Raw genomic sequence first — 19,155 nt, 5'->3', positions numbered from 1 at the left:
CCTCGAGCCGGCCGGATCACTCCTCGACGGGCATCGTGACGGGCTCACCCGCGCCATAGAAGTAGGCGCCCCGCCCGGCGGCACCGCCCACGACCGCGATGTCGAAGCAGTCCGGAGTCTCGACGACGGGGATCGGCAGATCCGGGTGGTCGTGGAGAAAACCCAGCTCGGGGTGGGCCGCGGCCATGGCCTTGGCTTCCTTGTTGAGCATCGCGGTGCGGAAGGGCAGGCGCGCCAGCCGATAGAGCGCCTCCTGGATCTGCCGCCGCCCCCAGCCGGCCCGGGCGAAGATCTGGGCGTGCTCGGGGCAGATGAAGAGCATGTTGTGCTCCTTCTCCTCCGTCTTGTAGCGCGGGTCGGCGCGACGGCCGATGAGCCAGAGCGCGGTGCCCACCTGGGCCACGTTGGTGGCCGCGGTGGCGAACACCTCGGTGAGGCCCTCGGGCGTGGTGCTGCTGAAATCGTGGAGCTCGCACATCCCGTAGGCAAAGTGGACGGTGACGGCGGTCGCCTCGCGGGCGAGGCCGCGCGCGGCCACGTGGTAGGGCTCCCATGGACTCTGGGCCTCGTTCTCGGCGCAGCAGAGGCTGTACTTCAGCGGCGAGCCGATGGTGTCCATGTCGGAGACGCCCACGTACGTGTGCCCCACGTTCATCATGACGAGGCGCAGCGCGCGCCCGAGGACCGTGTTGGAGGCCGACGGGGCGCCGGGGCCGAGGGCGCACATCCCCGAGTTGAGGCCGGCCTCCCGGCCGCGCGGGCCGTTGACGAGCACGAGCGGGGCATGGGGTCCTGTCGACATGGCCTTGTTGCGGAGATACATCTTGGGCTCGGCGAGACAGCGCACGGCGGCGATCAGGAGCGGCAGGTGCGCGGGACGGCAGCCCGCCATGACCGCGTTCGCCGCCAGCTTCTCCACGGTGGCCAGGCCGAAGCCGGGCTCGAGCGTGGCGATCACGTCGCCGGCGCCGCGCCGTGTGCCCTTTAGCATGGCCTCGAGCGCGGCCCTGGTCGGCGCCACCAGGGGGAAGCCGTCGGACCATCCACGCTTGAGGAAGTCCTGGTTCATCCGTTCCCACGCCTCGAGCAGGTCCGTGCCCTCGTAGGCGAGGGTCTCCTCGGCCGGCGGCGCCTCGGAGCGCTCGGGCGTTTCCACATCACGGGTGAGGCCCGCCACCACCTGGTCGAAGGCGTCGTCCACCATCCGGTGGATGTCCTCAGGCCGCTGATTGGTGAACGGCAGCGGCACCACCGCCAGCGGCAGACCCGGCAGGCCGAAGCTTGCCGCGCTTCGGTCGGCGTCGTGGACGAAGGTCTTGGCCGTGAAGAGCACGGTCGGGATCCCTCGCCGCTCCATCTCCACCATGTCGTGGGCACCCCACGACGTGCAGGACCCTCAGTCCGCTGTGGTGCCCACCACGGCCTGCACCTCGGAGGCCATCCGGTCGGCATCGTCGGCCGTGGCGTGGCGCATGATGAACCCGACTGAGCCCGTGTAGCGGCGGAAGCGCATTCCCGGGAAGCGCTCGCTGAGGCGCTGTTCCGCGCGGTCGAGCGCGGCATCGCCGCCTGACTTCATGTTCCAGTACAGCCCCACGGTGGCGTTGGAGAGATCGCGCTGACGAGCAGCCGGCTTGACCGACTGCTCGACGCAGGTAGCGACGGGGTTGACGATGTCGAGTCGAGCCATGTGCATCCTCCAGGAAGGCCGGGGTTGGTGCTGACGGTGCCCGGATGATAGCCGAGCCGCAATCCGGGGACAATGTATACTCGCGGGCCGTCGCCATGTCTGCCCCCGCCGACCTCGTCCTCGTCAATGCCAAGATCATCACAGTGGACCCGCACTTCAGTCTCGCCCGGGCCGTCGCCGCGCGCGGCGGGCGCATTGCCATGGTGGGGGAGGACGCTCACGTGCGCGCGCTGGTCGGGCCGGAGACGCGCGTGGTGGACGTGGGCGGCAGGGCCGTGATGCCGGGGCTCGTGGATGGGCATGCCCACATGGACAGGGAAGGGCTCAAGGCACTGCTCCCGTCGCTCGAGGGCTGCTCGTCCATCGACGATGTCCTGCAGCGCATCGAGGCCCTGGTGCGCGAGAGCGAGCCGGGCCGCTGGATCGTGACCATGCCGCTGGGCGACCCGCCGCAGTACTGGGACGTGCCGCAGAACCTCCGCGAGCAACGCTTCCCCGACCGCCGGGATCTCGATCGCGTCTCGCCGCGGAACCCGGTGTATATCCGTGCCATCTGGGGCTACTGGCGCCACACGCTGCCGCTGGTGTCGGTCGCCAACAGCCGGGCGCTCGAGGCCGCCGGCATCACGCGCGAGACGCAGCCGCCCTGCGCGGCCGTCGAGATCGACAGGGATCCCGCTACAGGCGAGCCCACCGGCATCTTCATCGAGCGCACCTACGTGCCCATCGTCGAGCTGGTCCTGATGCCCGAGGCGACGCGCTTCACCCACGCCGACAGAGTGCGCGGGCTCGCCGGATCGCAGCGAGTCTACAACGCCGCCGGGACGACCACGGTCTTCGAGGGGCACGGCGTGGGAGCAGAGGTGCTGCGGGTCTACCGCGAGGTGTGGGAGCGGGGCGGCCTCACGGTGCGGAGCCACTTGGTGACGAGCCCATGGTGGAGCCCGCCTGGTGGGACCTCGTTCGATGCCATCCTCGGCTCCTGGGGAGCCGGGCTCGCCGGCCGGGGCCTGGGCGACGAGTGGCTGCGCGTCGCGGGCCTCCACGCCGAGGCTGATCCGCCGCCGGAAGACGCGATCCGTGCCAGGGCCATGCCCTACACGGGCTGGGCGGGCTTCGGCTACGGCGCAGGGCTGCCGCGGGCGCAGGTCAAAGCGATGCTCCTCGCGGCGGCGCGTCACGGCATCAGGGTGGTGAGCGCCGGGACTGGGCTCCTCGACCTCTATGAGGAGGTGGACCGCGAGACGCCTATCCGGGATCTCCGGTGGGTGATCGCGCATGTGAGCCTGGTGAGGCCGGACGAGATACGCCGCATGAGAGACCTCGGCGTGGTGGTGACGACCCACACCAACCGCTATATTTATAAAGAGGGCGCCCTCCTGCGCTCCCGCGCGGCTCCAGGCGAGGACATGGTGGTGCCGCTTCGGAGCCTCGTGGAGGCGGGTGTCCATACGGCACTGGCCACGGATAACGTGCCCCCCTCGCTGTGGCATCCCGTGTGGCACGCCGTCGCCCGCGTGGACCGCACCACGGGCGACGTGGTGGGCCCGGCCCAGCGGCTTTCGCGCGAGTCCGCCCTGCGCGCGGCCACGATCGAGGGCGCCTGGCTCACTTTCCAGGAGCGCGAGCAGGGTTCCATCGAGCCGGGTAAGCGCGCTGATTTCGTGGTGCTGTCCGAGGATCCCCTCACGGTGCCCGAGGAGCGCCTACCGGGCATCGTGGCCGACCTCACCGTCGCGGGTGGCCGCGTCGTCTACGAGCGTGCCGGCGACAGTCTTCATGCTTCCAATGCTCTCCGAACTTGACATACGACCACTAAAGGTGGTCATATGACCGCTAATTATGGTCGTGTCAAGCTCGAGTCCATTTGGAGGAGGAACGCGCACCCGGGTGCTCCTCGCTCTTTCGCTGCTCGACGAGAGCTACCCCCGCGAGCTCTCGCGCGTGCTGGACGCCCCCCTATCCGGTGTTCAGAAGGCGTTGCAGAGCCTCGAGCTGGATGGCATCGTGGCCGGGCGCTCCGTGGGGCGGACCCGCGTGTTCCAGCTGGATCCTCGGTATTTCGCTCGGGATGCCCTCAAGCAGTTTCTGCTCCGGCTCACGGAGCCCGAAGTTGGACTTCAAAGGCAGGTCGCGGCGCTGCGCCGCCGGCCTCGGCGAACGGGCAAGCCGTTGTGAGGCTGTCTCGGCGCTCCAGCCTCGGCGCCGTGGCAGCAGCGGTAGCGGGTGTGCTGCGCACCCACAGGATTCGGGCCGTCTTGACGGGCGGAGCGTGCGCGGCCCTCTACAGCGAGGGGGCCTACCATTCGAGGGACCTGGACTTCATCGTGGTCGAGAGCGCCACCCGCAAAGAGATGGACACCGCCATGGAGTCGATCGGGTTCACTCGAAGACGCGATCGCTATGTCCATCCGCGCGCCCGGTTCTACGTCGAGTTCCCGCGGGGCCCGCTTGCGATTGGCGGCGAGTACCGCATCCGCCCTGTAACGCGTTCCACGTCGCACGGGCGGGTGCTGATGCTGTCTGCCACGGACTCATGCCGGGACCGTCTCGCTGCTTTCTATCACTGGGGTGATCGGCAGAGCCTGACGGTTGCTGCGTGGATCGCGGCCCGGAACCGTGTGAATCTCGCCACGCTTCAACGGTGGAGCACCGCGGAGGGTCTCGCCGAGGGATTTGAGCAGTTCGTCGCCGAGACGAGCAGGATTCGCCGCCGGATGACGCCCCGCCGCACACGTGGCTGAACGACTACAGTCGATGCCTCCCAGTTTTGCGGAATCGGCCAAGCCGAATCTGGAAGACATCCTTCGGCGCGAGCAGCGCGAGGAGCTGCCGCGTTACAGAGTCCGGGCAAGGCCGAGTCGGGTCAAGCCGAGCGACGGCGCGATCTGGTAGATACCAAATCGTCATCTGATACAGGGCGCACGTCCCGGCCGTTCAGCGTCAACAGCGCCGCGCTTCGCCCGGCCGCGGTCACAAACTCGACCTCGAGCCCATCTGGCTCGTAGATTTCCACCACCGAGCCGAGATCGCCCTTGCGCAACCCGTGCTCAGCTAGGTCGCGATCGAGAACGATAGTGTCGAGAACCTGGTACCTCATCTGCCGCCCTCCGGATAGGCCGTCAGGAACCTGGGGAACTCCTCACCTGTACGCACGACCCAGACGCTCACCACTTCCGCCGAGCTCCCCGATGGCCCAGCCAGTGTAGCCCGGATCGCGTATTTCTGCCCGTACCGGCGGGAAGGGCTCTTCGCCCGCGCTGAAGCAGAGCGAGATCAGCCAGCGCTCACGTAGCCATAGACCTTGCGGTTCGCCGGTCTGCCTGCCTTTACCGGGCCGATTGCTTCCGTCTCCATGCTCTCCTTTGGGTCACAGGTTGCCGCTGGGATGGGGCGCCGACGCTGCGGCACCCTTCGCCCTTTCGCGCCGGCGCGCGCGCGAGGGCCCGGCGGGGGTAGCCGATGGCACAGAGGCGAGAAGGGCCGCTTGGGGACTTGATCATCGGCGCCGAAACCGGCTAAATGGGGCCCATGGGCGAAACGCGCGTCGATCTCCTGCACCTCCTCGAAGACCTCCGCGACGCCTATCCGGGCGCCGCCGAGGAGACGATCCTGACGGAGATGGTCGCCAATGCCATCGACTCAGGCGCGGCGGTTCTGACGTTCACCGCCGACCCGGCTCAGAGCGCGCTCACCATTCTGGACGATGGGGGCGGCATGCGCCGCCGCGACCTCGCCAGGTACCATGACGTGGCGGCCACCACCAAGGTGCGCGGTGAGGGTATCGGGTTCGCCGGGGTGGGGATCAAGATCGGGCTGCTGGTCTCCGAGGAGGTGTTGACGGAGACGCGGCGCGCCCGTTACCACGCGGCCACGACCTGGCACCTCTCCTCGCGTCACCGGGCGCCGTGGAAGTGGATCCCGCCGCCCGGCCTGGTCGCCGACCACGGCACGGCCGTGCGCCTCCGGCTCAAGAACCCGCTCTCGCCGCTTCTCGACCCCGGCTTCATCGAGGCGGCGCTCCGACGGCACTTCCAGCCGCTGCTCGATCCGGACCTGTCGGAGATCCTGGCCGAGCACTACCCTCGCGGCGTGCGCTTCGCCGTCAACGGGCGGCCGCTCGCGCCCGAGGCGTGGCAGGCGCCGGAGCGGGCGTCCATCGCCGTGCGCCTGCCGCGGAAGCGGAAGCCCGCAGCGTCGGGCTATCTGGTACGCGACCGGCTGCCGCTTCGAGAAGAGCGCCGCGGCCTCGCCATCAGCACATTCGGGAAGGTGATCAAGCGCGGCTGGGAGTGGCTCGGTCTCGCGCCGTCCTCGCCGGACCGGGTCGGCGGGCTGATCGAGGTGCCCGCGCTGGCCCAGGCGCTCACGCTCAACAAGGCCGACTTCATCCGGACGGGCCCGCGCGGCGCCGTCTACCTTGCCTACCGCAAGGCGATCCAGGAAAGCGTGGCGCGCCAGCTCGCCGAATGGGGCGACCTCCGCGAGGCGGGCGCCGAAGCGCGCCGGCGCGCGGCGCGGCCCGTGGAGCGCGACCTCGAGGCGGTGCTCGTGGACCTCGCCGAGGAATTCCCGCTCCTGGCCGCGCTCGTCGAACGCCGAGCGGGAGGCCAGCGCGCACTGCCGACAGGCCGGGGACCCGGCGTGCCCGAGTCCGTGGCCGGTCCGGCCCCTCTCGCCGTTGCGCCGGCCGAGGCCGCGCCGGATGCGGTGGCAGACGCCGGACCGATCAAGGAGCCCACGACACCCGCGCCCGGCGTGGCGGAGCCCGCCGCGCCCCTGTCATCCGAGGTGGCGCTGCCCTCGGCGGGCGGCACGCGCAAGCCGGCGCGCTACGGGCTCAGCATCCAGTTCGAGCCGCGGCCAGACGATCCGGAGCTGGCGCGCCTGATCGAGACGACGGTCTGGATCAACGAGGCTCATCCGGCCTACCGCCGCGCGACGGCGTCGCGATCCGAGGGCTACCATGTCGCCCTCGCCACGGCCATGGCGCTGGCCCCGCTGGCGGTGGAGCCGGCGAAAGAGCACGCCTTCCTCACGACCTTCCTTGCCGCCTGGGGCGCGGCTCTCGAGCGGCGCGTAGCCCGGCGGCGGAAGTAGCCGGGCGGCACCACCGCGGCGGCCTACTACCCTCGGGGCAGCGTGGAGCTGTCCAGGACCTCCAGAGAGTGAACTGGCTTGCGCCGCCTGCCTAGGGCTTGGCCGGCAGCCGGTTCTGCATCGCTCCCAACCACGCCTCGAGGGTGGCCAAGTGCCCCGGCGCCCTCTTGAAGATCGCCTCGGCGAGGCCCTCGTTGTACGTGTGGGACGTGAGGTTTCGGTCATCGGCGCGGCCGGAGGGGATCCAACGGATGCCCTCGCGGTGAACGCGGTCGCGAAACGCAACATCCGTTTCGGCCAGGTCCACCACGTCGACGCGATTGGGGATGGTGCTCTCCTCGAGCGCCTCCCGCAGGGAAGCGAGCAGGGCGCGAGGCAGTAGTTCCGCCGACTCGATGGCTACGTCGATGTCGCTTGTGGGGCGCTGCGCCCCGCGGGCCCAGGATCCGAAGAGATACACATCGGCGGGCGTGTGGCCGAGGACCCGGCGGACGATTCCCTTGACGCGCTCGAGGAGCGCGGGGTCCGCAACGGTAGCAGGCGATCTCCGATGAGCCATGCGGCTATGGTAGCCGGGGCGAGCCCTTTCACCGGGGCATCTCTTCCACGAGGCAATTGCGGCCCGCTGCGCGCCTGTCCCATGCTCCTCCCATGCCACCCCGCGCTGCCTGCGCTGGCTGGGCCGCTTCGAAGCATCGCGGATCGGCTGGTGGACTTGTCACCGCTGGTGCGCAATCACGTCGATCCCGCGGACTTCGGAGGCAGCTTCACCCTCAAGAGCGTCCTGCCGGCCATGGTGCCCGAGCTCCGCTATGACAACCTGGCGATCGGCGACGGCGCGACGGCCAGCCTCGAGCTCGAGCGGCTGATTTCCCAGGGGGGTGAGTTGACGCCGGAGGCCAAGGCCCAGCTCCGGAGCGATCTTCTCCGCTACTGCCACCAGGACACGTGGGGGCTCGTGAAGCTCTTGGAGCGTCTCCGATATCTAGGGCGGAGCTGACGCGGTCGTAGGCTCACGGGCCCACGTACTCGCGAACGTCTACCTCAACGCCTGCGCGTGACACCTCTTCAGCGGTGCGCAACAGGTGCGCCGTCGTGGCTTCACCGACGTACTCCTCACCGCAATTGGCGCAGATTCGGCGGGGACCCCCTTGATCACCAAGACCGTGGAGTTGCGTTTCACCGTGACCGTCGCAGTGCCCGGGCGAGTCTCGCCGCGCTTACAAACCACGCATTCCATGGCCGCCGCCTTTGCCGCAAGCCCGGCTACCGCCGAGCATCATGGTGGGGATGGGTTTCTCCTTATCCAGCCACTCGACGTCGCCCTCTCGGGCGCTTCCGGCTTCGCGTGTCCTGATTCCCCCGCGCGGGCCCATAGGGCGCGAGCGCTTCCCGGACGACCTGCCGTACGGCGTCGAGGGTGGAACGCCGCTGGATGTGCTCGAGGAGCGCGTCGTTGATCAATGTCTGATAGTTGCCGCCGCCGGCCTTGTGTACCAAGTCGCGAAAGTGCTCGAGCACGGCGTTGTCAAGCCGGATCGAAATCTTCGTCTTGCCGGGCTCGGGCTTGATCACCGGGCCGCGCTTCCCGCGCGAGAAATCTAGGTCGCGATACCTCTCAGCTACGAGCCTTTTCATAGAGCCCCCTCTGACGCTTGTTCGCCCTCCACGCGGAGAGCATTCGGACGATGTCTGGCTCCCGGTACGCGTATACAACCACCAGCAGGTTCGCCTGGTCGCTCAAACCCAGCGTCGCGAACCGCTGCTCTCCCACGGCGTCGGGATCCTCACGGGTCAGAGCGAAGGAGTCTTCCAAGACCGTGACGGCCTCCGCGAAGCCAATCCCGTGAGCGCGGAGGTTCGCATCCGCCTTCCGCGGATCCCACTCAAACCGCACCCGGATAATGTATAGACAATTGTCCTCCCGCGCAAGGAGATCGAGGGTCAGGTTTTGCTTTCCTACACTGTTCGCGGGACTTCGCCGCGGCGATCGACCATCTGCCGAGGCCGGATGTCGGATTGCAAGACCTGACCACGGCTACCGGTAGTCCCGGCTGTCGAGGCAGGCATCATAGGTGGCCCAGTCGATCCTTATCCAATCGGTCTTGTCGATACCGCGCCGACTGCGGCTAGTAGAGCTGGAGGGGAAGGCACAAGCAATCTTGAGCCAGCGGCGCCGCTCCGCGGAAATGATCCTGACTTCCTCGGCGACCTCGGAAAGATCTTGATTCTGGCTGAAGAGCACTGCCACGTCGTACCCGTCCCGATGAGCGAGACGGATGACGTCGAGCGCGATCCTGACGTCCACGCCCTTCTCCTCGCCTGCCATGAACGTGAGCACCATCCCATTCGGGAGACGTACCGTCTTGGTGCGGTATCGGAGAGGCCGGGAGTAGACGTGGACGCCAGGGCGTCCCATCACAGCGAGCTTGGCGGACCAGAACCGGTGCCAGCGCGGGTCGTCGGTTCTGGCCGGGATGCCCGTGTAGAAGCGCACCTGGGCCAGCTGCCATCCCTGTAGCCGGCACAGACGGTCTGCTAGGGCGAGCACATCATAGTTCGGATGGGTGTGGCCAAAGGCCGCGCGTGCTGAGTGGAAGAGGTTCTGGCCATCGATGAAAGCCACAGCGCGCCTTATCGCAGGCTCAGCGGGCATCGGCGGGACGGACGGTCGGAAAGAAATAACCCCGCCCGAGGCCTTTCGGCATGTCGAGCGGGGAGGAAGTACCAACAGTGTCTAGCAGACCTGCCCTGCGCGTCAAGAGCCGAATCGTTGCCGACATACCTCCCCTTAGCATTCGAACCGTGTCAGGCCAATGCCTCGAATTGGATACATCCCCGCCGCGCGTGCCCTATGCTCCTGCCATGCCGCCCGGCGCCATACGTCTCTCCAAGTCCCGCGTGATGGCGGGCCTCCAGTGCCACAAGCGGCTCTGGTGGACCGTGCACGAGCCCACCGCGCCGGAGCTGCAGCCGGACGAGGCCCTGCAGGCCGTGTTCGACGAAGGTACCCAGGTGGGCGAGGTGGCGCGCACCTATGTGCCCGGCGGCACGCTGATCGATCTGCCGTACAACGCCTACGCCGAGCGCATTGCGGCCACCACAGCGGCCCTCCAGCAAAGAACGCCGGTCATCTACGAGGCTTCGTTCCGCGCCAGCCAGGTCTTCGTCTCGGTGGACATCCTGGAGAGCCGATCGGAGGGCGCCAGCGTCATCGAAGTGAAGTCTACGACCAGCGTGAAGGTGCAGCACCTGCCGGATGTGGCGGTGCAGGCGCACGTGCTCGGTCACCGCGGGGTGGAGGCCTCGCGGCTGGAGATCATGCACCTCAATCGGGCCTGCGCGTATCCGGACCTGAGCAATCTCTTCACCCGCGCGGACGTGACAGCGCAGGCCCACGACGCGCTCGAGGCGATGCCCGGCGCGATCCAGCACCAGCTGATGATGCTGGCCGGCCCGCTCCCCAACGTGGCGATCGGCGAGCACTGCAAGAAACCCTACGAGTGTCCCTTCATGGCCCGCTGCTGGCCGGCGCTCCCGCCCCATCACGTCAGCACGCTCTACTCTGCCGGCCGCCGGGCTCTGCTGCTCGAGGAGCAGGGCTATGCGACGATTCACGACCTGCCCGAGGACATCCAGCTCAGAGCCATCCAGGACAGGCAGCGTCGCGCTGTCCAAGCGGGGCAATTGATCGTCGAACCGGGATTGGCCGCGGCGCTCCGAGCCTTCCAGCCGCCCCTGGCCTTTCTGGACTTCGAGACCGTCGGCCTGCCCATTCCAGTCTGGAACGGGTGCCATCCCTGGGACCAGGTGCCCGTCCAGTTCAGCTGCCACGCGGAAGACGGCAGCGGCCGCGTCACCCACCACGAGTGGCTGGCCGGGGGGCCCGGCGATCCGCGCCCGGCGCTGGCCGAGCGGCTGATCCGCGCCTGTGAGCCCGGGCGCAGTGTGGTGGCCTACAACGCGGGGTTCGAGCGCGGATGTCTCGTGAGGATGGCCGACGCGCTGCCCGCGCTGGCTGGGCCGCTTCGAAGCATCGCGGACCGGCTGGTGGATCTACTCCCAGTGGTGCGCAATCACGTCTATCACCCGGACTTCGGCGGCAGCTTCGGCCTCAAGAGCGTCCTGCCGGCCATGGTGCCCGAGCTCCGCTACGACACCTTGCCGATCGGCGACGGCGAGACGGCTAGTTTCGAGCTCGAGCGGCTGCTGTTCCAGGAGGCCGAGCTGACGCCGGAAGCCAAGGACCAACTGCGGAGCGATCTCCTCCGCTACTGCCACCAGGACACGTGGGGTTTGGTGAAGCTCTTGGAGCGTCTCCGACATCTAGCCCGAAGTTGATGCCTTCGGCCTGACAGATACCAAATCGTCATCTGATACAGGGCGCACGTCCCGGCCGGTCAGCGTCAACAGCGCTGCGCTTCGCCCGGACGCGGTCACAAACTCGACCTCGAGCCCGTCTGGCTCGTAGACTTCGACCACCGAGCCGAGGTCGCCCTTGCGCAACCCATGCTCGGCGAGGTCACGATCGAGAACGATGGTATCGAGAACCTGGTACCTCATCTGTCGCCCTCCGGATAGGCCGTCAGGAATCTGGGGAACTCCTCGCCTGTACGCACGACCCAGACGCCTACCACTTCCGCCGAGCTCCCCGATGGCCCAACCAGTCTAGTCCGGATCGCGTATTTCTGGCCGTACCGAGTTTGCTCCCGGCGCGTGGCATCTTGAGAGAGGTGCTGGCTCCGGAGGTCCGCCTCGAGCTGGCGCCAGCCCTCCGAAGAGTATCCGAGCGTCAGAAAGAATGCCGCCTTGAACCGGCCGACCGGATGATTGCGCGAGAGCAAGTACCCGTGAAGTTTCGCCGGGTCGATGACAGCACGATCCTCGTTCGGGATCTGCAAGCGCCAGAGCCTCGCACCTGAGTAGCACTCGGCCGGTGTCACGCCAATGCCGTGGATTGGATACATCGGTTGAAGGATCTTGAGTGAATCGGCGACTTCGAGTACTCTGGCAGCACATAGCATCAAGAGCAGGCGTCGAGTACGGCGCCTCCCCAACCCGAAGCCGTAGCCGGGTGGGTGCCCGCGAGAGCGGGCGATGCGGCCCGAAGAGGGCAAGGACGGCGCGAGCCCCGCGCCTGCGGGGCTTCGGTGTGTCTAGCCCCACCGCATCAGAGGCCGCGTGCTCCCGCCAAAGGAGGAACACCATGGCCACCGCATTGACCACTCCCGCTGCGCAGCTGCCGCTCTTCGACGGTTTCCCGTACCTCGTCACGCGGGTGGTACCGACGCTGTATCACATCACGCTCCTGCCAGGCGGCTCGGGCGAGCTCGAACTTTCGCTGCTCGCCAGGGCCCAGTGGCGCGCCAACCGACTCGACGTGTGCCTGGTGATCGGACCCGAGAGGGCCCTGTACATCAGCGCCGACGGCATCGATCGGCTGGACCCGAAGCCACCCCGGGGCGGCGTCCGCATCACTGGCCGGCTCAAGCCCTCGGCGACATGGCCTGATACGGCGGATCTCCGGGCGCGGCAGCGCGGCCTCGACGCGTCCGTCGTGAAGATCGGCTACGCGCTCGGCGACCTGACCAAGGGTGGCCGCGAGGCTAATGCCGATGATGTGGCCCGACTAGCGGGTGCCGGTCCTGAAGGCGCGCCCCGCGGTCTCGAGCGGTGCCCGGTGTGCAGCGAGTGGCGAGGGAACTGCCTCGACCCATCCCCTCAGTTCTTCGCCAAACTGATGACCGTCCACTGCCGCTGCGCCAATGACAACCGCTGCGCGGCCTGCGGCCAGCCCCTGTACGAGCACAAGCTCAACACCAACTACTACAACCCACGCGATCGCCAGATCTGGCACGTGCCGGCCTTTTGCGGCCTGAGTCACCAATGCATGGTTCGACCCGGGCCCGCAAATGTATCCGCGCAGCGACATTGACAAGGCGCGGGAGCGCAGGGAAACTTGGGCAGCAGTAGACGCTGGTGCCTCACGTCCGACGGGCTAACCGGAGCGTCGCGCGCGCTGCCCTCTGGCTCCCAGTAGTTACGCTTGACGTAACGCATACTTCTCGCTACCATTCGAAATGATCCTGGGGTATCGGGACAAACGAACCAGAGCCTTCGCCGCCGGTAAGCGAGTCAAGGCGTTCTCCGCGATTGAGCGGTCCGCGCAACTCAAGCTCGACCGTCTCGAGGCGGCCGCGGCACTCGAGGACCTTGCTGGCTTGCCGGGCAACCGTTTTGAAGCGCTGAGCGGCGACCGGGAGGGCCCGTACAGCATTCGCATTAACGACCAGTGGCGGATCTGTTTCGAGTAGCCAGACGGTTCGGCCGGGCCGGTCAATGTCGAAATCGTAGACTATCACTAGGGAGAAACACATGGCACGCATCGCAATTCCCCCTGGCGAGCATCTCGCCGAAGAACTGAAGGCGCTCCACATGAGCGCTGCCGAGCTCGCGCGCCAGCTGAAGGTACCGACTAATCGCGTTACCGGAATCCTGAATGGCCAGCGCGCCATCACCGGCGATACCGCGCTACGCCTCGGTCATTTCTTCCGCACGAGCCCCGAATTCTGGCTCAACCTTCAAAGCCTCTACGACCTGCGTCTCGCCGAGGGAAAGGTGGGGGAGACGCTCAAGGCACTGCGTACACTTCAGCATTGGAAGGGCAGGCAACACCGCCGGTCCCCCCATGCGGCCGCACGCGGTTGAGAGCGGGTCAAAGGCCGCACGGAAACGGGCGCATGCAGCGGGCCAAGTGTCAGTACCTCCCGGTCACCGAGATGCCAAGACCTGCCGGTCGGTATGATCGCGGAAAAGTCTGGGGCGAGGGAGAGGCGATGGCAAAAAAGGGGCGGCGAAGAAGTGGCGGCGAGACATGGTGGCCGCGGTTCATGCGGGCAGCGGCCTGCGGCAAGTTGCGCGCCGATGGGGGGTGAGTCTGGCCACGGTGCAGTTGTGGGTAGGGCGTGCTCGGGGGCAGGAGCTCGATCGCTTGGACTGGCAGGATCGATCTTCTCAGCCGCACGGGACACGACGGACGCCGAGGAGCGTCGAGGATCTCGTGCTCGAGGTGCGACAACAACTGAAAGACGTCAGCGACCTGGGGGAATTTGGTGCCGCCGCCATTCACGCCGAGCTGATGAGTTGGGCGCAGCCGGCGGTGCCCTCGCTGCGTACCATCGGCCGCATTCTGGACCGGCGTGGGGCATTGGATGGACGTCGACGTGTACGCCGCCCGCCCCGGCCGTTGGGCTGGTACCTGCCGGCCGTCGCGCGTGGCCAAGCCGAGGTCGACAGCTTCGACATCATCGAAGGACTCGCCATTCGGCGAGGGCCCCACGTTGAGATTCTCAACGCCATCTCTCTGCATGGGGGCCTCGTGCAGTCCTGGCCGATGCCCATCGTAAGTGCCCGGGCGGCAGTCGATGCGGTACTGGAGCACTGGCGCGCGGTCGGCTTGCCCGCGTACGCGCAATTCGACAACCTCACGATCTCTTAGGGTGCCCATCAGCATCAGGACTCGATCGGCCGCGTGATGCGGATGTGCCTGAGCCTCGGGGTCGTTCCCGTGTTTGCGCCGCCCCGCGGACTCGGCTTTCAGGCGGCAATCGAAGCCTTCAATGGCCGCTGGCAGACTAAGGTGTGGATCCGGTTCGAGCACGAGAGCCTGGTGGCCCTTCAAGAGCGCTCCGCTCGATACGTGGCCGCCGCGCGACAGCGGTCCGCCCCCCGGATTGAAGCGGCTCCCGCGCGCCGCCCCATGCCGCTCACCTGGCAGCTCGACTTGCAGACCCACCCTCGCGGCGTGCTGATCTACGTTCGCCGCACTACCGAGCGAGGGGCGGTCAACGTCCTTGGTCATACTTTCGACGTGGACCCCATGTGGTCGTCTCGCCTGGTGCGCTGTGAATTCGATCTGGACGCCCAACGGCTGCGTTGTTATGCCCTTCGTCGCCGCGCGCCGCACGATCAACCTCTGCTTGCAGAGCTGCCCTATGCCGTCCCACGCCGTGGGTTCCACGACCGACCGGGACGTCCTGGCACTCGTCACTGATTGACGATTCCGGTGACCGGGAGGTACTGACACTTGGCCAGTAGGTGTTACCGAACGGCTAGGGTGATCGGCGGAACGTCAGACGGTTAGGATCAAAGGGCAGCCCGCTACTCGCAGCTGACAAACTCCGCGTCGATTTCATCTGTGAACGTCTTGCCGCCCCGCTGATACACATGATGGAAGACACCCTCGACCGCGGCACGCTGCCCCTCGGCACATCTCGGTGAGCCGAACTTGAATACGACGACTGTGCCGCGCCTGGTGTCGAGGACAAAGAAATAGTACGGATTGCCGCGATGCGAGACGGTCGATTTGAGGGCTGTCACGGCGCCCTCAACACGCACGCGCTGCTGGTCGTAGGCGACTGGATCGAACGGAAGCACCGGCGCCGGGACGAGAAGCCAGCGCGCGAGCCGTAGGACCGAGACGACGATTGCGGCCACGCCGATCAACCATCTAAACGACTGCCACATGGTCACAAGAGGGGCAAGCCGAGTGCCAGGAGCCACCCTCCACAAATCAGCTACTTGGGTGGCGGCATCAGGAGAAGCTGTCAGCCAGCAGACGATGACTGACAGCACCGGTGCCCGAGAGTGGCAGAAACCCGGCCAAGGTAGTCAGTTTCAGCATCTTTCATAGCTCTAAGAAGTGGGAATACGGCGGGTCGGTCCACAAAATGGAACAAGCTCGACTCTGCTAGAATCCCGCCCGTGCGCGCTTATGTTGCCGTCACGGACCGGGACTGGTACCGTTTCCTGCGGGACCGCCCCGACCTGGACGAGGTGAACTTCTGGCAGCCCGGCGGCGACCGGCTGTTCAGAACGCTGAAGCCTGGCGAGCCCTTCCTCTTCAAGCTCCATTATCCCGAGAACAAAATCGTTGGCGGGGGAATGTTCGCGCACTCGTCAATCTTGGACTCCCGGTTAGCCTGGGATGCCTTCGGCGAGAAAAATGGCGCTCGTTCCTACGATGAGATGCGTCGTCGGATTGAGAAGTATCGCAAGGGCCAACAACCCCGAACGAACGGTATGAGATCGGATGTATCCTCCTTGAGGCCCCCTTCTTTTTTACGGACAGAGATTGGATTCTGCCTCCCGGAGATTTCAAAGCTCGACCGTCCAGGGAAAGGGCTACGGCCTTGACTCGCCAGAGGGACGGGTCTTATGGCAGGCAGTCATGAGTCGTCTGCCAGCTTCAGGTCAACGTGTTGCCGAGCCGGCCCAACCGGTCGAGTGGACGGAGGCCTGGGTGAGACGGCGGCTCGGACAAGGCACGTTCCAGGTGATGATTACCGATACCTACCAACGCCGGTGCGCTGTGACCCGGGGAAAGGTCCTACCAGTGCTGGAGGCCGCGCACATTCAGCCGGTTGCAAGAGGCGCTACCCACCGGATAGATAACGGGTTGCTCTTGCGATCAGACATCCACACTCTATTTGATCGCGGTTATGTGACCGTGACACCGGACCATCATTTTCGTGTGAGTCGAAAACTGAAAGCAGAGTTTCATAACGGCGAGCACTACTTCCAGCTGGATCGTGTCGACGTGTGGGTTCCCAAGGATCCGCGCGATCAGCCGAGTCGGGAGGTCTTGGAGTGGCACGCGGATATCATCTTCAATGGCTGAGGCAGATCTCGATATCCGGATCCGCGCGCGGGCTTTTCAGTTCCTCAGGGAGCAAACGGGGCTCCATGGGGACGAGGTGCTGTTGCGCGAGGTTCTTGCCAAAGGCTTCGAGTTCGAAGGGCAGCGCGTGCCGCTGATCGCGGCGCAGGGCATCTTCAAGCCTGCGGACGTGCCAGAGATGCCGCTCAGCGTCACGACCGTGCCAGTTGTCGAGGGCGAGGGCCGCCCGTACGACGACGGGGTGGAAGGGAGGGTCGTATCCCGCCCGCCGGATCTCACGGCGCGGGGTCGAGGGAGCAGCCTTCGTCCGTCCCATGCGCCAGCGTATTTCTTGGGGGTCGAGCGGCGTGCGCTACTGGTGGGTTAACCAGAATCAAACCTATCGTCACGAGGTGCGCGGGGGTTATCTGTGGTCACCCAAGAGAAATGCTAACGGCCGCCGTAATCCGTTCTACGACTTTATGCGCGAAGTTGCGCCCGGCGATGTAGTGCTCTCTTTCGCGGATACATGGATCAAGGCGATAGGCTTTGTCGCCTCGCGCGCCTATGAGGCACCAAAGCCGCTTGAATTCGGCGAGGTGGGTGCCTATTGGGGAACCATCGGTTGGCGAGTCGATGTGCGATTCACCGAGTTGCAGTTGCCGATCCGCCCCGCCGATCACATGGGCGTGCTGACACCCCTTTTGCCCACGCGCTATTCGCCTTTACGACCCACCGGGGGTGGACTGCAAAACATTTACCTGACCCTATTGCCGGATACACTCGCGTCCTCGCTGATCGATCTGATTGAGATTGAGGCTCGAAACCTTATAGGAGGGTATCGCGTTGGCGAGGAACTGCCGATCCAGCCGGCGATTGGCTTGATCCAGTGGGAAGAGCACGAAATGAGTCGGCTACGCGAAGATCTCGGGATACCCGAAACCGAGCGGCAGGCAGTTGTGCTGGCGCGTCGTGGCCAAGGCTTATTCAAGCAGCGCGTAATGCAGATAGAAAGCGCGTGTCGGATCACCGGCGTCAACCGCGAAGAACACTTGAGGGCCAGTCACTGCAAGCCCTGGCGCGACGCTACCAACGCAGAGCGGCTGGACGGCGAGAATGGACTGCTCTTGACCCCGAATGCAGACCACCTCTTTGACCGTGGGTTCATCGGGTTCGAAGACAATGGCGATGTTCTGATCTCACCAGTTGCGCACGCGGACTCGCTGGCCCGCATGGGCCTCAATACCTCACGCATATTCAATGTTGGAAGCTTTTCCCAAGGCCAGCGCCGATACCTAGAGTTTCACCGAGAGAGCGTCTTGTTACGCTCGCGCTTCCTAGATTGACAAGGTGCGGGAGCCCGGCGAGACTCGGGCGGTGAAGGCCGGCGGCTCGACGCTCAGGGTTGGCTTCATCGGGGCCGGTTTCTCGGCGCGGCTGCACGCCGAGGCCTATCATCAGGTCCGCGGCGTGGACGTGGCGCTCACGCGGGTCGCGGCAGCCCGGCCGGAACGGGCCGCGCGGTTCGCCGCGGAGTTCGGCGTCAGCACGGTGGCGGCCAGCGCCGAGGAGGTGCTTGCCGCGACCGACGTGGACGTGGTCGACCTCTGCGTCCCGACGTCGCTCCACGCGCCGCTGGCCGTCGCGGCGGCCCGGGCCGGCAAGCACGTGATCATCGAGAAGCCGCTCACGGGCTGCTTCGCCCCGCCCGCGACCCCGCGGGCCGAGATGCTCCGCCGCGCCTTGGCATCCTGCGACGAGATCATCGCCGCCTGCCAGGAGGCCGGGGTCCGGCTCTGCTACGCGGAGAACTGGGTCTACGCCCCGCCCATCCAGCGGGCGCGGCGCCTGCTCACCGCTGCGGGTGGTCCCATTCTTCGCATTGTCGGCGAGGAAAGCCATGGCGGGACGCACGCGCCCATCAACAAGCGCTGGGAGACGGGCGGCGGCGGCTCGCTCATCGGCAAGGGATGCCACCCGCTCGGCGCCGCGCTCTACCTGAAGGTCGACGAAGGGCGCCGGCTCCGCGGCCGGCCCGTGCGCCCGCGCGCCGTCATGGCCGAGACCGCCCAGCTCACCGAGACGGCGGCCTTCACGGCGGCCGGGCGGCCCTTCCTCAACACTGTCGTCGGCGCGGACGTGGAGGACTGGGGGACGCTGCTCCTCACGTTCGACGACGGCACCGTGGCGCAGATCACTGGGGGCGACACCGTGCTGGGCGGCATCCGGAACCAACTTGGCATCTACGCGGCGCGTGCCGTCGTCTTGTGCAATATCAATCCGAACGACTCGGTCCAGGCCTATGCGCCCGACGCGGCCGTGTTCGGCGACGAGTATCTCGTCGAGAAGCTCGAGACCAAGGCGGGCTGGAGCGCGCCCCAGCCCGACGAGGACTGGATGACCGGCTATCCGCAGGAGATCCAGGACTTCGTGGAGGCCATCGTACACGACCGCGAGCCGCTCTCCGGCGCCGCGCTGGCCCGCGACGTGATCGCGGTCATCTACGGCGCCTATCTCTCCGCCGCGGAGGGACGGCGCGTGGACCTCACGCCGTACCTGGCGCCCTTGACCCCCGCACGCTGATGGACACGGTCTTCGACGCCTTCATGGCCACCGCGAAGGCCGCGCCCGACCACGCCTTCCTCTGCGCGCCGCCCTCGCCCGGCCGGGCCTATCATCCAAACGGCGTCGAGTACACCTACGCGCA

At 66.7% G+C, this 19,155-nt stretch carries 24 protein-coding genes and 1 riboswitch; of the genes, 14 read left to right on the top strand and 10 right to left on the bottom strand.

Features of this window, described 5'->3' with window-relative positions:
• Nucleotides 1-16: 16 nt before the first annotated feature.
• The gene (locus Q7W02_13560) at nt 17-1,366 is read right to left on the bottom strand and encodes a hypothetical protein (GenBank protein ID MDO8477196.1); all 1,350 of its coding nucleotides are present in this window, start codon (nt 1,364-1,366) and stop codon (nt 17-19) included.
• 30 nt (nt 1,367-1,396) lie between these two features.
• Nucleotides 1,397-1,690 (bottom strand): hypothetical protein, encoded by a 294-nt coding sequence (locus Q7W02_13555; GenBank protein ID MDO8477195.1) that lies wholly within the window; start codon nt 1,688-1,690, stop codon nt 1,397-1,399.
• 95 nt (nt 1,691-1,785) lie between these two features.
• Between Q7W02_13555 and Q7W02_13550 the strand changes: the two genes are divergently transcribed.
• The 3 genes from Q7W02_13550 to Q7W02_13540 all read left to right on the top strand — a co-directional run bounded on the left by Q7W02_13550 (nt 1,786) and on the right by Q7W02_13540 (nt 4,434).
• Nucleotides 1,786-3,495, top strand: a complete 1,710-nt coding sequence (locus tag Q7W02_13550) for an amidohydrolase (protein ID MDO8477194.1) — start codon at nt 1,786-1,788, stop codon at nt 3,493-3,495.
• Between the two features lie 85 nt (nt 3,496-3,580).
• Nucleotides 3,581-3,868 carry an ArsR family transcriptional regulator gene (locus Q7W02_13545; protein ID MDO8477193.1) on the top strand — a complete coding sequence of 96 codons (288 nt, stop codon included), beginning with the start codon at nt 3,581-3,583 and terminating at the stop codon, nt 3,866-3,868.
• Nucleotides 3,869-3,948: 80 nt separating this feature from the next.
• Nucleotides 3,949-4,434, top strand: a complete 486-nt coding sequence (locus Q7W02_13540; protein MDO8477192.1) for a hypothetical protein — start codon at nt 3,949-3,951, stop codon at nt 4,432-4,434.
• A 122-nt stretch (nt 4,435-4,556) separates the two neighbouring features.
• On the opposite strand, the gene Q7W02_13535 is transcribed toward Q7W02_13540, so the two are convergent.
• Nucleotides 4,557-4,790, bottom strand: coding sequence for a DUF4926 domain-containing protein (locus Q7W02_13535; protein MDO8477191.1), 234 nt, complete (start codon nt 4,788-4,790; stop codon nt 4,557-4,559).
• A 431-nt stretch (nt 4,791-5,221) separates the two neighbouring features.
• On the opposite strand from Q7W02_13535, the gene Q7W02_13530 reads away from it, so the two are divergent.
• Nucleotides 5,222-6,790, top strand: coding sequence for an ATP-binding protein (locus Q7W02_13530; GenBank protein MDO8477190.1), 1,569 nt, complete (start codon nt 5,222-5,224; stop codon nt 6,788-6,790).
• A gap of 91 nt (nt 6,791-6,881) precedes the next feature.
• Here Q7W02_13530 and Q7W02_13525 read toward each other — a convergent pair whose 3' ends face one another.
• A complete protein-coding gene (locus Q7W02_13525) occupies nt 6,882-7,349 on the bottom strand; it encodes a nucleotidyltransferase domain-containing protein (protein MDO8477189.1) in 468 nt (155 codons plus the stop codon).
• A gap of 150 nt (nt 7,350-7,499) precedes the next feature.
• On the opposite strand from Q7W02_13525, the gene Q7W02_13520 reads away from it, so the two are divergent.
• Entirely contained in the window at nt 7,500-7,790 is a 291-nt protein-coding gene (locus Q7W02_13520) for a hypothetical protein (protein ID MDO8477188.1), read from the top strand.
• A 302-nt stretch (nt 7,791-8,092) separates the two neighbouring features.
• Here Q7W02_13520 and Q7W02_13515 read toward each other — a convergent pair whose 3' ends face one another.
• The 3 genes from Q7W02_13515 to Q7W02_13505 form a co-directional block, all read right to left on the bottom strand.
• Nucleotides 8,093-8,428 (bottom strand): BrnA antitoxin family protein, encoded by a 336-nt coding sequence (locus Q7W02_13515; protein ID MDO8477187.1) that lies wholly within the window; start codon nt 8,426-8,428, stop codon nt 8,093-8,095.
• A complete protein-coding gene (locus tag Q7W02_13510; GenBank protein ID MDO8477186.1) occupies nt 8,409-8,687 on the bottom strand; it encodes a BrnT family toxin in 279 nt (92 codons plus the stop codon). Before Q7W02_13510 ends, Q7W02_13515 begins: the two co-directional genes overlap by 20 nt.
• A 141-nt stretch (nt 8,688-8,828) precedes the next feature.
• On the bottom strand, nt 8,829-9,416 hold the full coding sequence (locus Q7W02_13505) for an NYN domain-containing protein (protein MDO8477185.1): 588 nt from the start codon (nt 9,414-9,416) through the stop codon (nt 8,829-8,831).
• A 221-nt stretch (nt 9,417-9,637) separates the two neighbouring features.
• Between Q7W02_13505 and Q7W02_13500 the strand changes: the two genes are divergently transcribed.
• Nucleotides 9,638-11,131 (top strand): DUF2779 domain-containing protein, encoded by a 1,494-nt coding sequence (locus Q7W02_13500; GenBank protein MDO8477184.1) that lies wholly within the window; start codon nt 9,638-9,640, stop codon nt 11,129-11,131.
• Here the strand turns inward: Q7W02_13500 and Q7W02_13495 are convergent.
• Nucleotides 11,117-11,353 (bottom strand): DUF4926 domain-containing protein, encoded by a 237-nt coding sequence (locus tag Q7W02_13495; protein ID MDO8477183.1) that lies wholly within the window; start codon nt 11,351-11,353, stop codon nt 11,117-11,119. The genes Q7W02_13500 and Q7W02_13495 overlap by 15 nt on opposite strands.
• Nucleotides 11,354-11,805: 452 nt before the next feature.
• Nucleotides 11,806-11,921, top strand: a riboswitch (SAM-I-IV-variant riboswitch).
• Between the two features lie 75 nt (nt 11,922-11,996).
• On the opposite strand from Q7W02_13495, the gene Q7W02_13490 reads away from it, so the two are divergent.
• From Q7W02_13490 to Q7W02_13475, 4 genes are all read left to right on the top strand, one after another.
• Nucleotides 11,997-12,725: a hypothetical protein gene (locus Q7W02_13490; protein ID MDO8477182.1), complete on the top strand. Its 729-nt coding sequence runs from the start codon at nt 11,997-11,999 to the stop codon at nt 12,723-12,725.
• Nucleotides 12,726-12,870: 145 nt separating this feature from the next.
• Nucleotides 12,871-13,104: a type II toxin-antitoxin system RelE/ParE family toxin gene (locus tag Q7W02_13485; protein ID MDO8477181.1), complete on the top strand. Its 234-nt coding sequence runs from the start codon at nt 12,871-12,873 to the stop codon at nt 13,102-13,104.
• Nucleotides 13,105-13,165: 61 nt separating this feature from the next.
• Complete coding sequence (locus Q7W02_13480) at nt 13,166-13,498, top strand: HigA family addiction module antitoxin (protein ID MDO8477180.1); 333 nt, start codon at nt 13,166-13,168, stop codon at nt 13,496-13,498.
• A 166-nt stretch (nt 13,499-13,664) separates the two neighbouring features.
• A complete protein-coding gene (locus Q7W02_13475; GenBank protein ID MDO8477179.1) occupies nt 13,665-14,288 on the top strand; it encodes a leucine zipper domain-containing protein in 624 nt (207 codons plus the stop codon).
• A gap of 662 nt (nt 14,289-14,950) precedes the next feature.
• Here the strand turns inward: Q7W02_13475 and Q7W02_13470 are convergent.
• Nucleotides 14,951-15,286 (bottom strand): hypothetical protein, encoded by a 336-nt coding sequence (locus Q7W02_13470; protein MDO8477178.1) that lies wholly within the window; start codon nt 15,284-15,286, stop codon nt 14,951-14,953.
• Nucleotides 15,287-15,553: 267 nt separating this feature from the next.
• On the opposite strand from Q7W02_13470, the gene Q7W02_13465 reads away from it, so the two are divergent.
• Together Q7W02_13465 and Q7W02_13460 are read left to right on the top strand one after the other, a co-directional pair.
• On the top strand, nt 15,554-15,985 hold the full coding sequence (locus Q7W02_13465; protein ID MDO8477177.1) for a hypothetical protein: 432 nt from the start codon (nt 15,554-15,556) through the stop codon (nt 15,983-15,985).
• A gap of 106 nt (nt 15,986-16,091) precedes the next feature.
• The gene (locus tag Q7W02_13460; protein ID MDO8477176.1) at nt 16,092-16,469 is read left to right on the top strand and encodes an HNH endonuclease; all 378 of its coding nucleotides are present in this window, start codon (nt 16,092-16,094) and stop codon (nt 16,467-16,469) included.
• Here Q7W02_13460 and Q7W02_13455 read toward each other — a convergent pair.
• Nucleotides 16,459-16,785 (bottom strand): hypothetical protein, encoded by a 327-nt coding sequence (locus Q7W02_13455; protein ID MDO8477175.1) that lies wholly within the window; start codon nt 16,783-16,785, stop codon nt 16,459-16,461. The genes Q7W02_13460 and Q7W02_13455 overlap by 11 nt on opposite strands.
• Here Q7W02_13455 and Q7W02_13450 point away from each other — a divergent pair.
• A complete protein-coding gene (locus tag Q7W02_13450) occupies nt 16,784-17,794 on the top strand; it encodes an HNH endonuclease signature motif containing protein (GenBank protein ID MDO8477174.1) in 1,011 nt (336 codons plus the stop codon). The genes Q7W02_13455 and Q7W02_13450 overlap by 2 nt on opposite strands.
• A gap of 31 nt (nt 17,795-17,825) precedes the next feature.
• Nucleotides 17,826-19,031, top strand: a complete 1,206-nt coding sequence (locus Q7W02_13445) for a Gfo/Idh/MocA family oxidoreductase (GenBank protein MDO8477173.1) — start codon at nt 17,826-17,828, stop codon at nt 19,029-19,031.
• Nucleotides 19,032-19,155: the final 124 nt, after the last annotated feature.

The sequence above is a fragment of the Candidatus Rokuibacteriota bacterium genome (assembly GCA_030647435.1).
In the GTDB taxonomy this organism is placed as follows: Bacteria; Methylomirabilota; Methylomirabilia; order Rokubacteriales; family CSP1-6; genus AR37.
The sequence above is the reverse complement of the archived record's forward strand: the minus strand, read 5'-3'. Positions and strand labels throughout refer to the sequence as shown.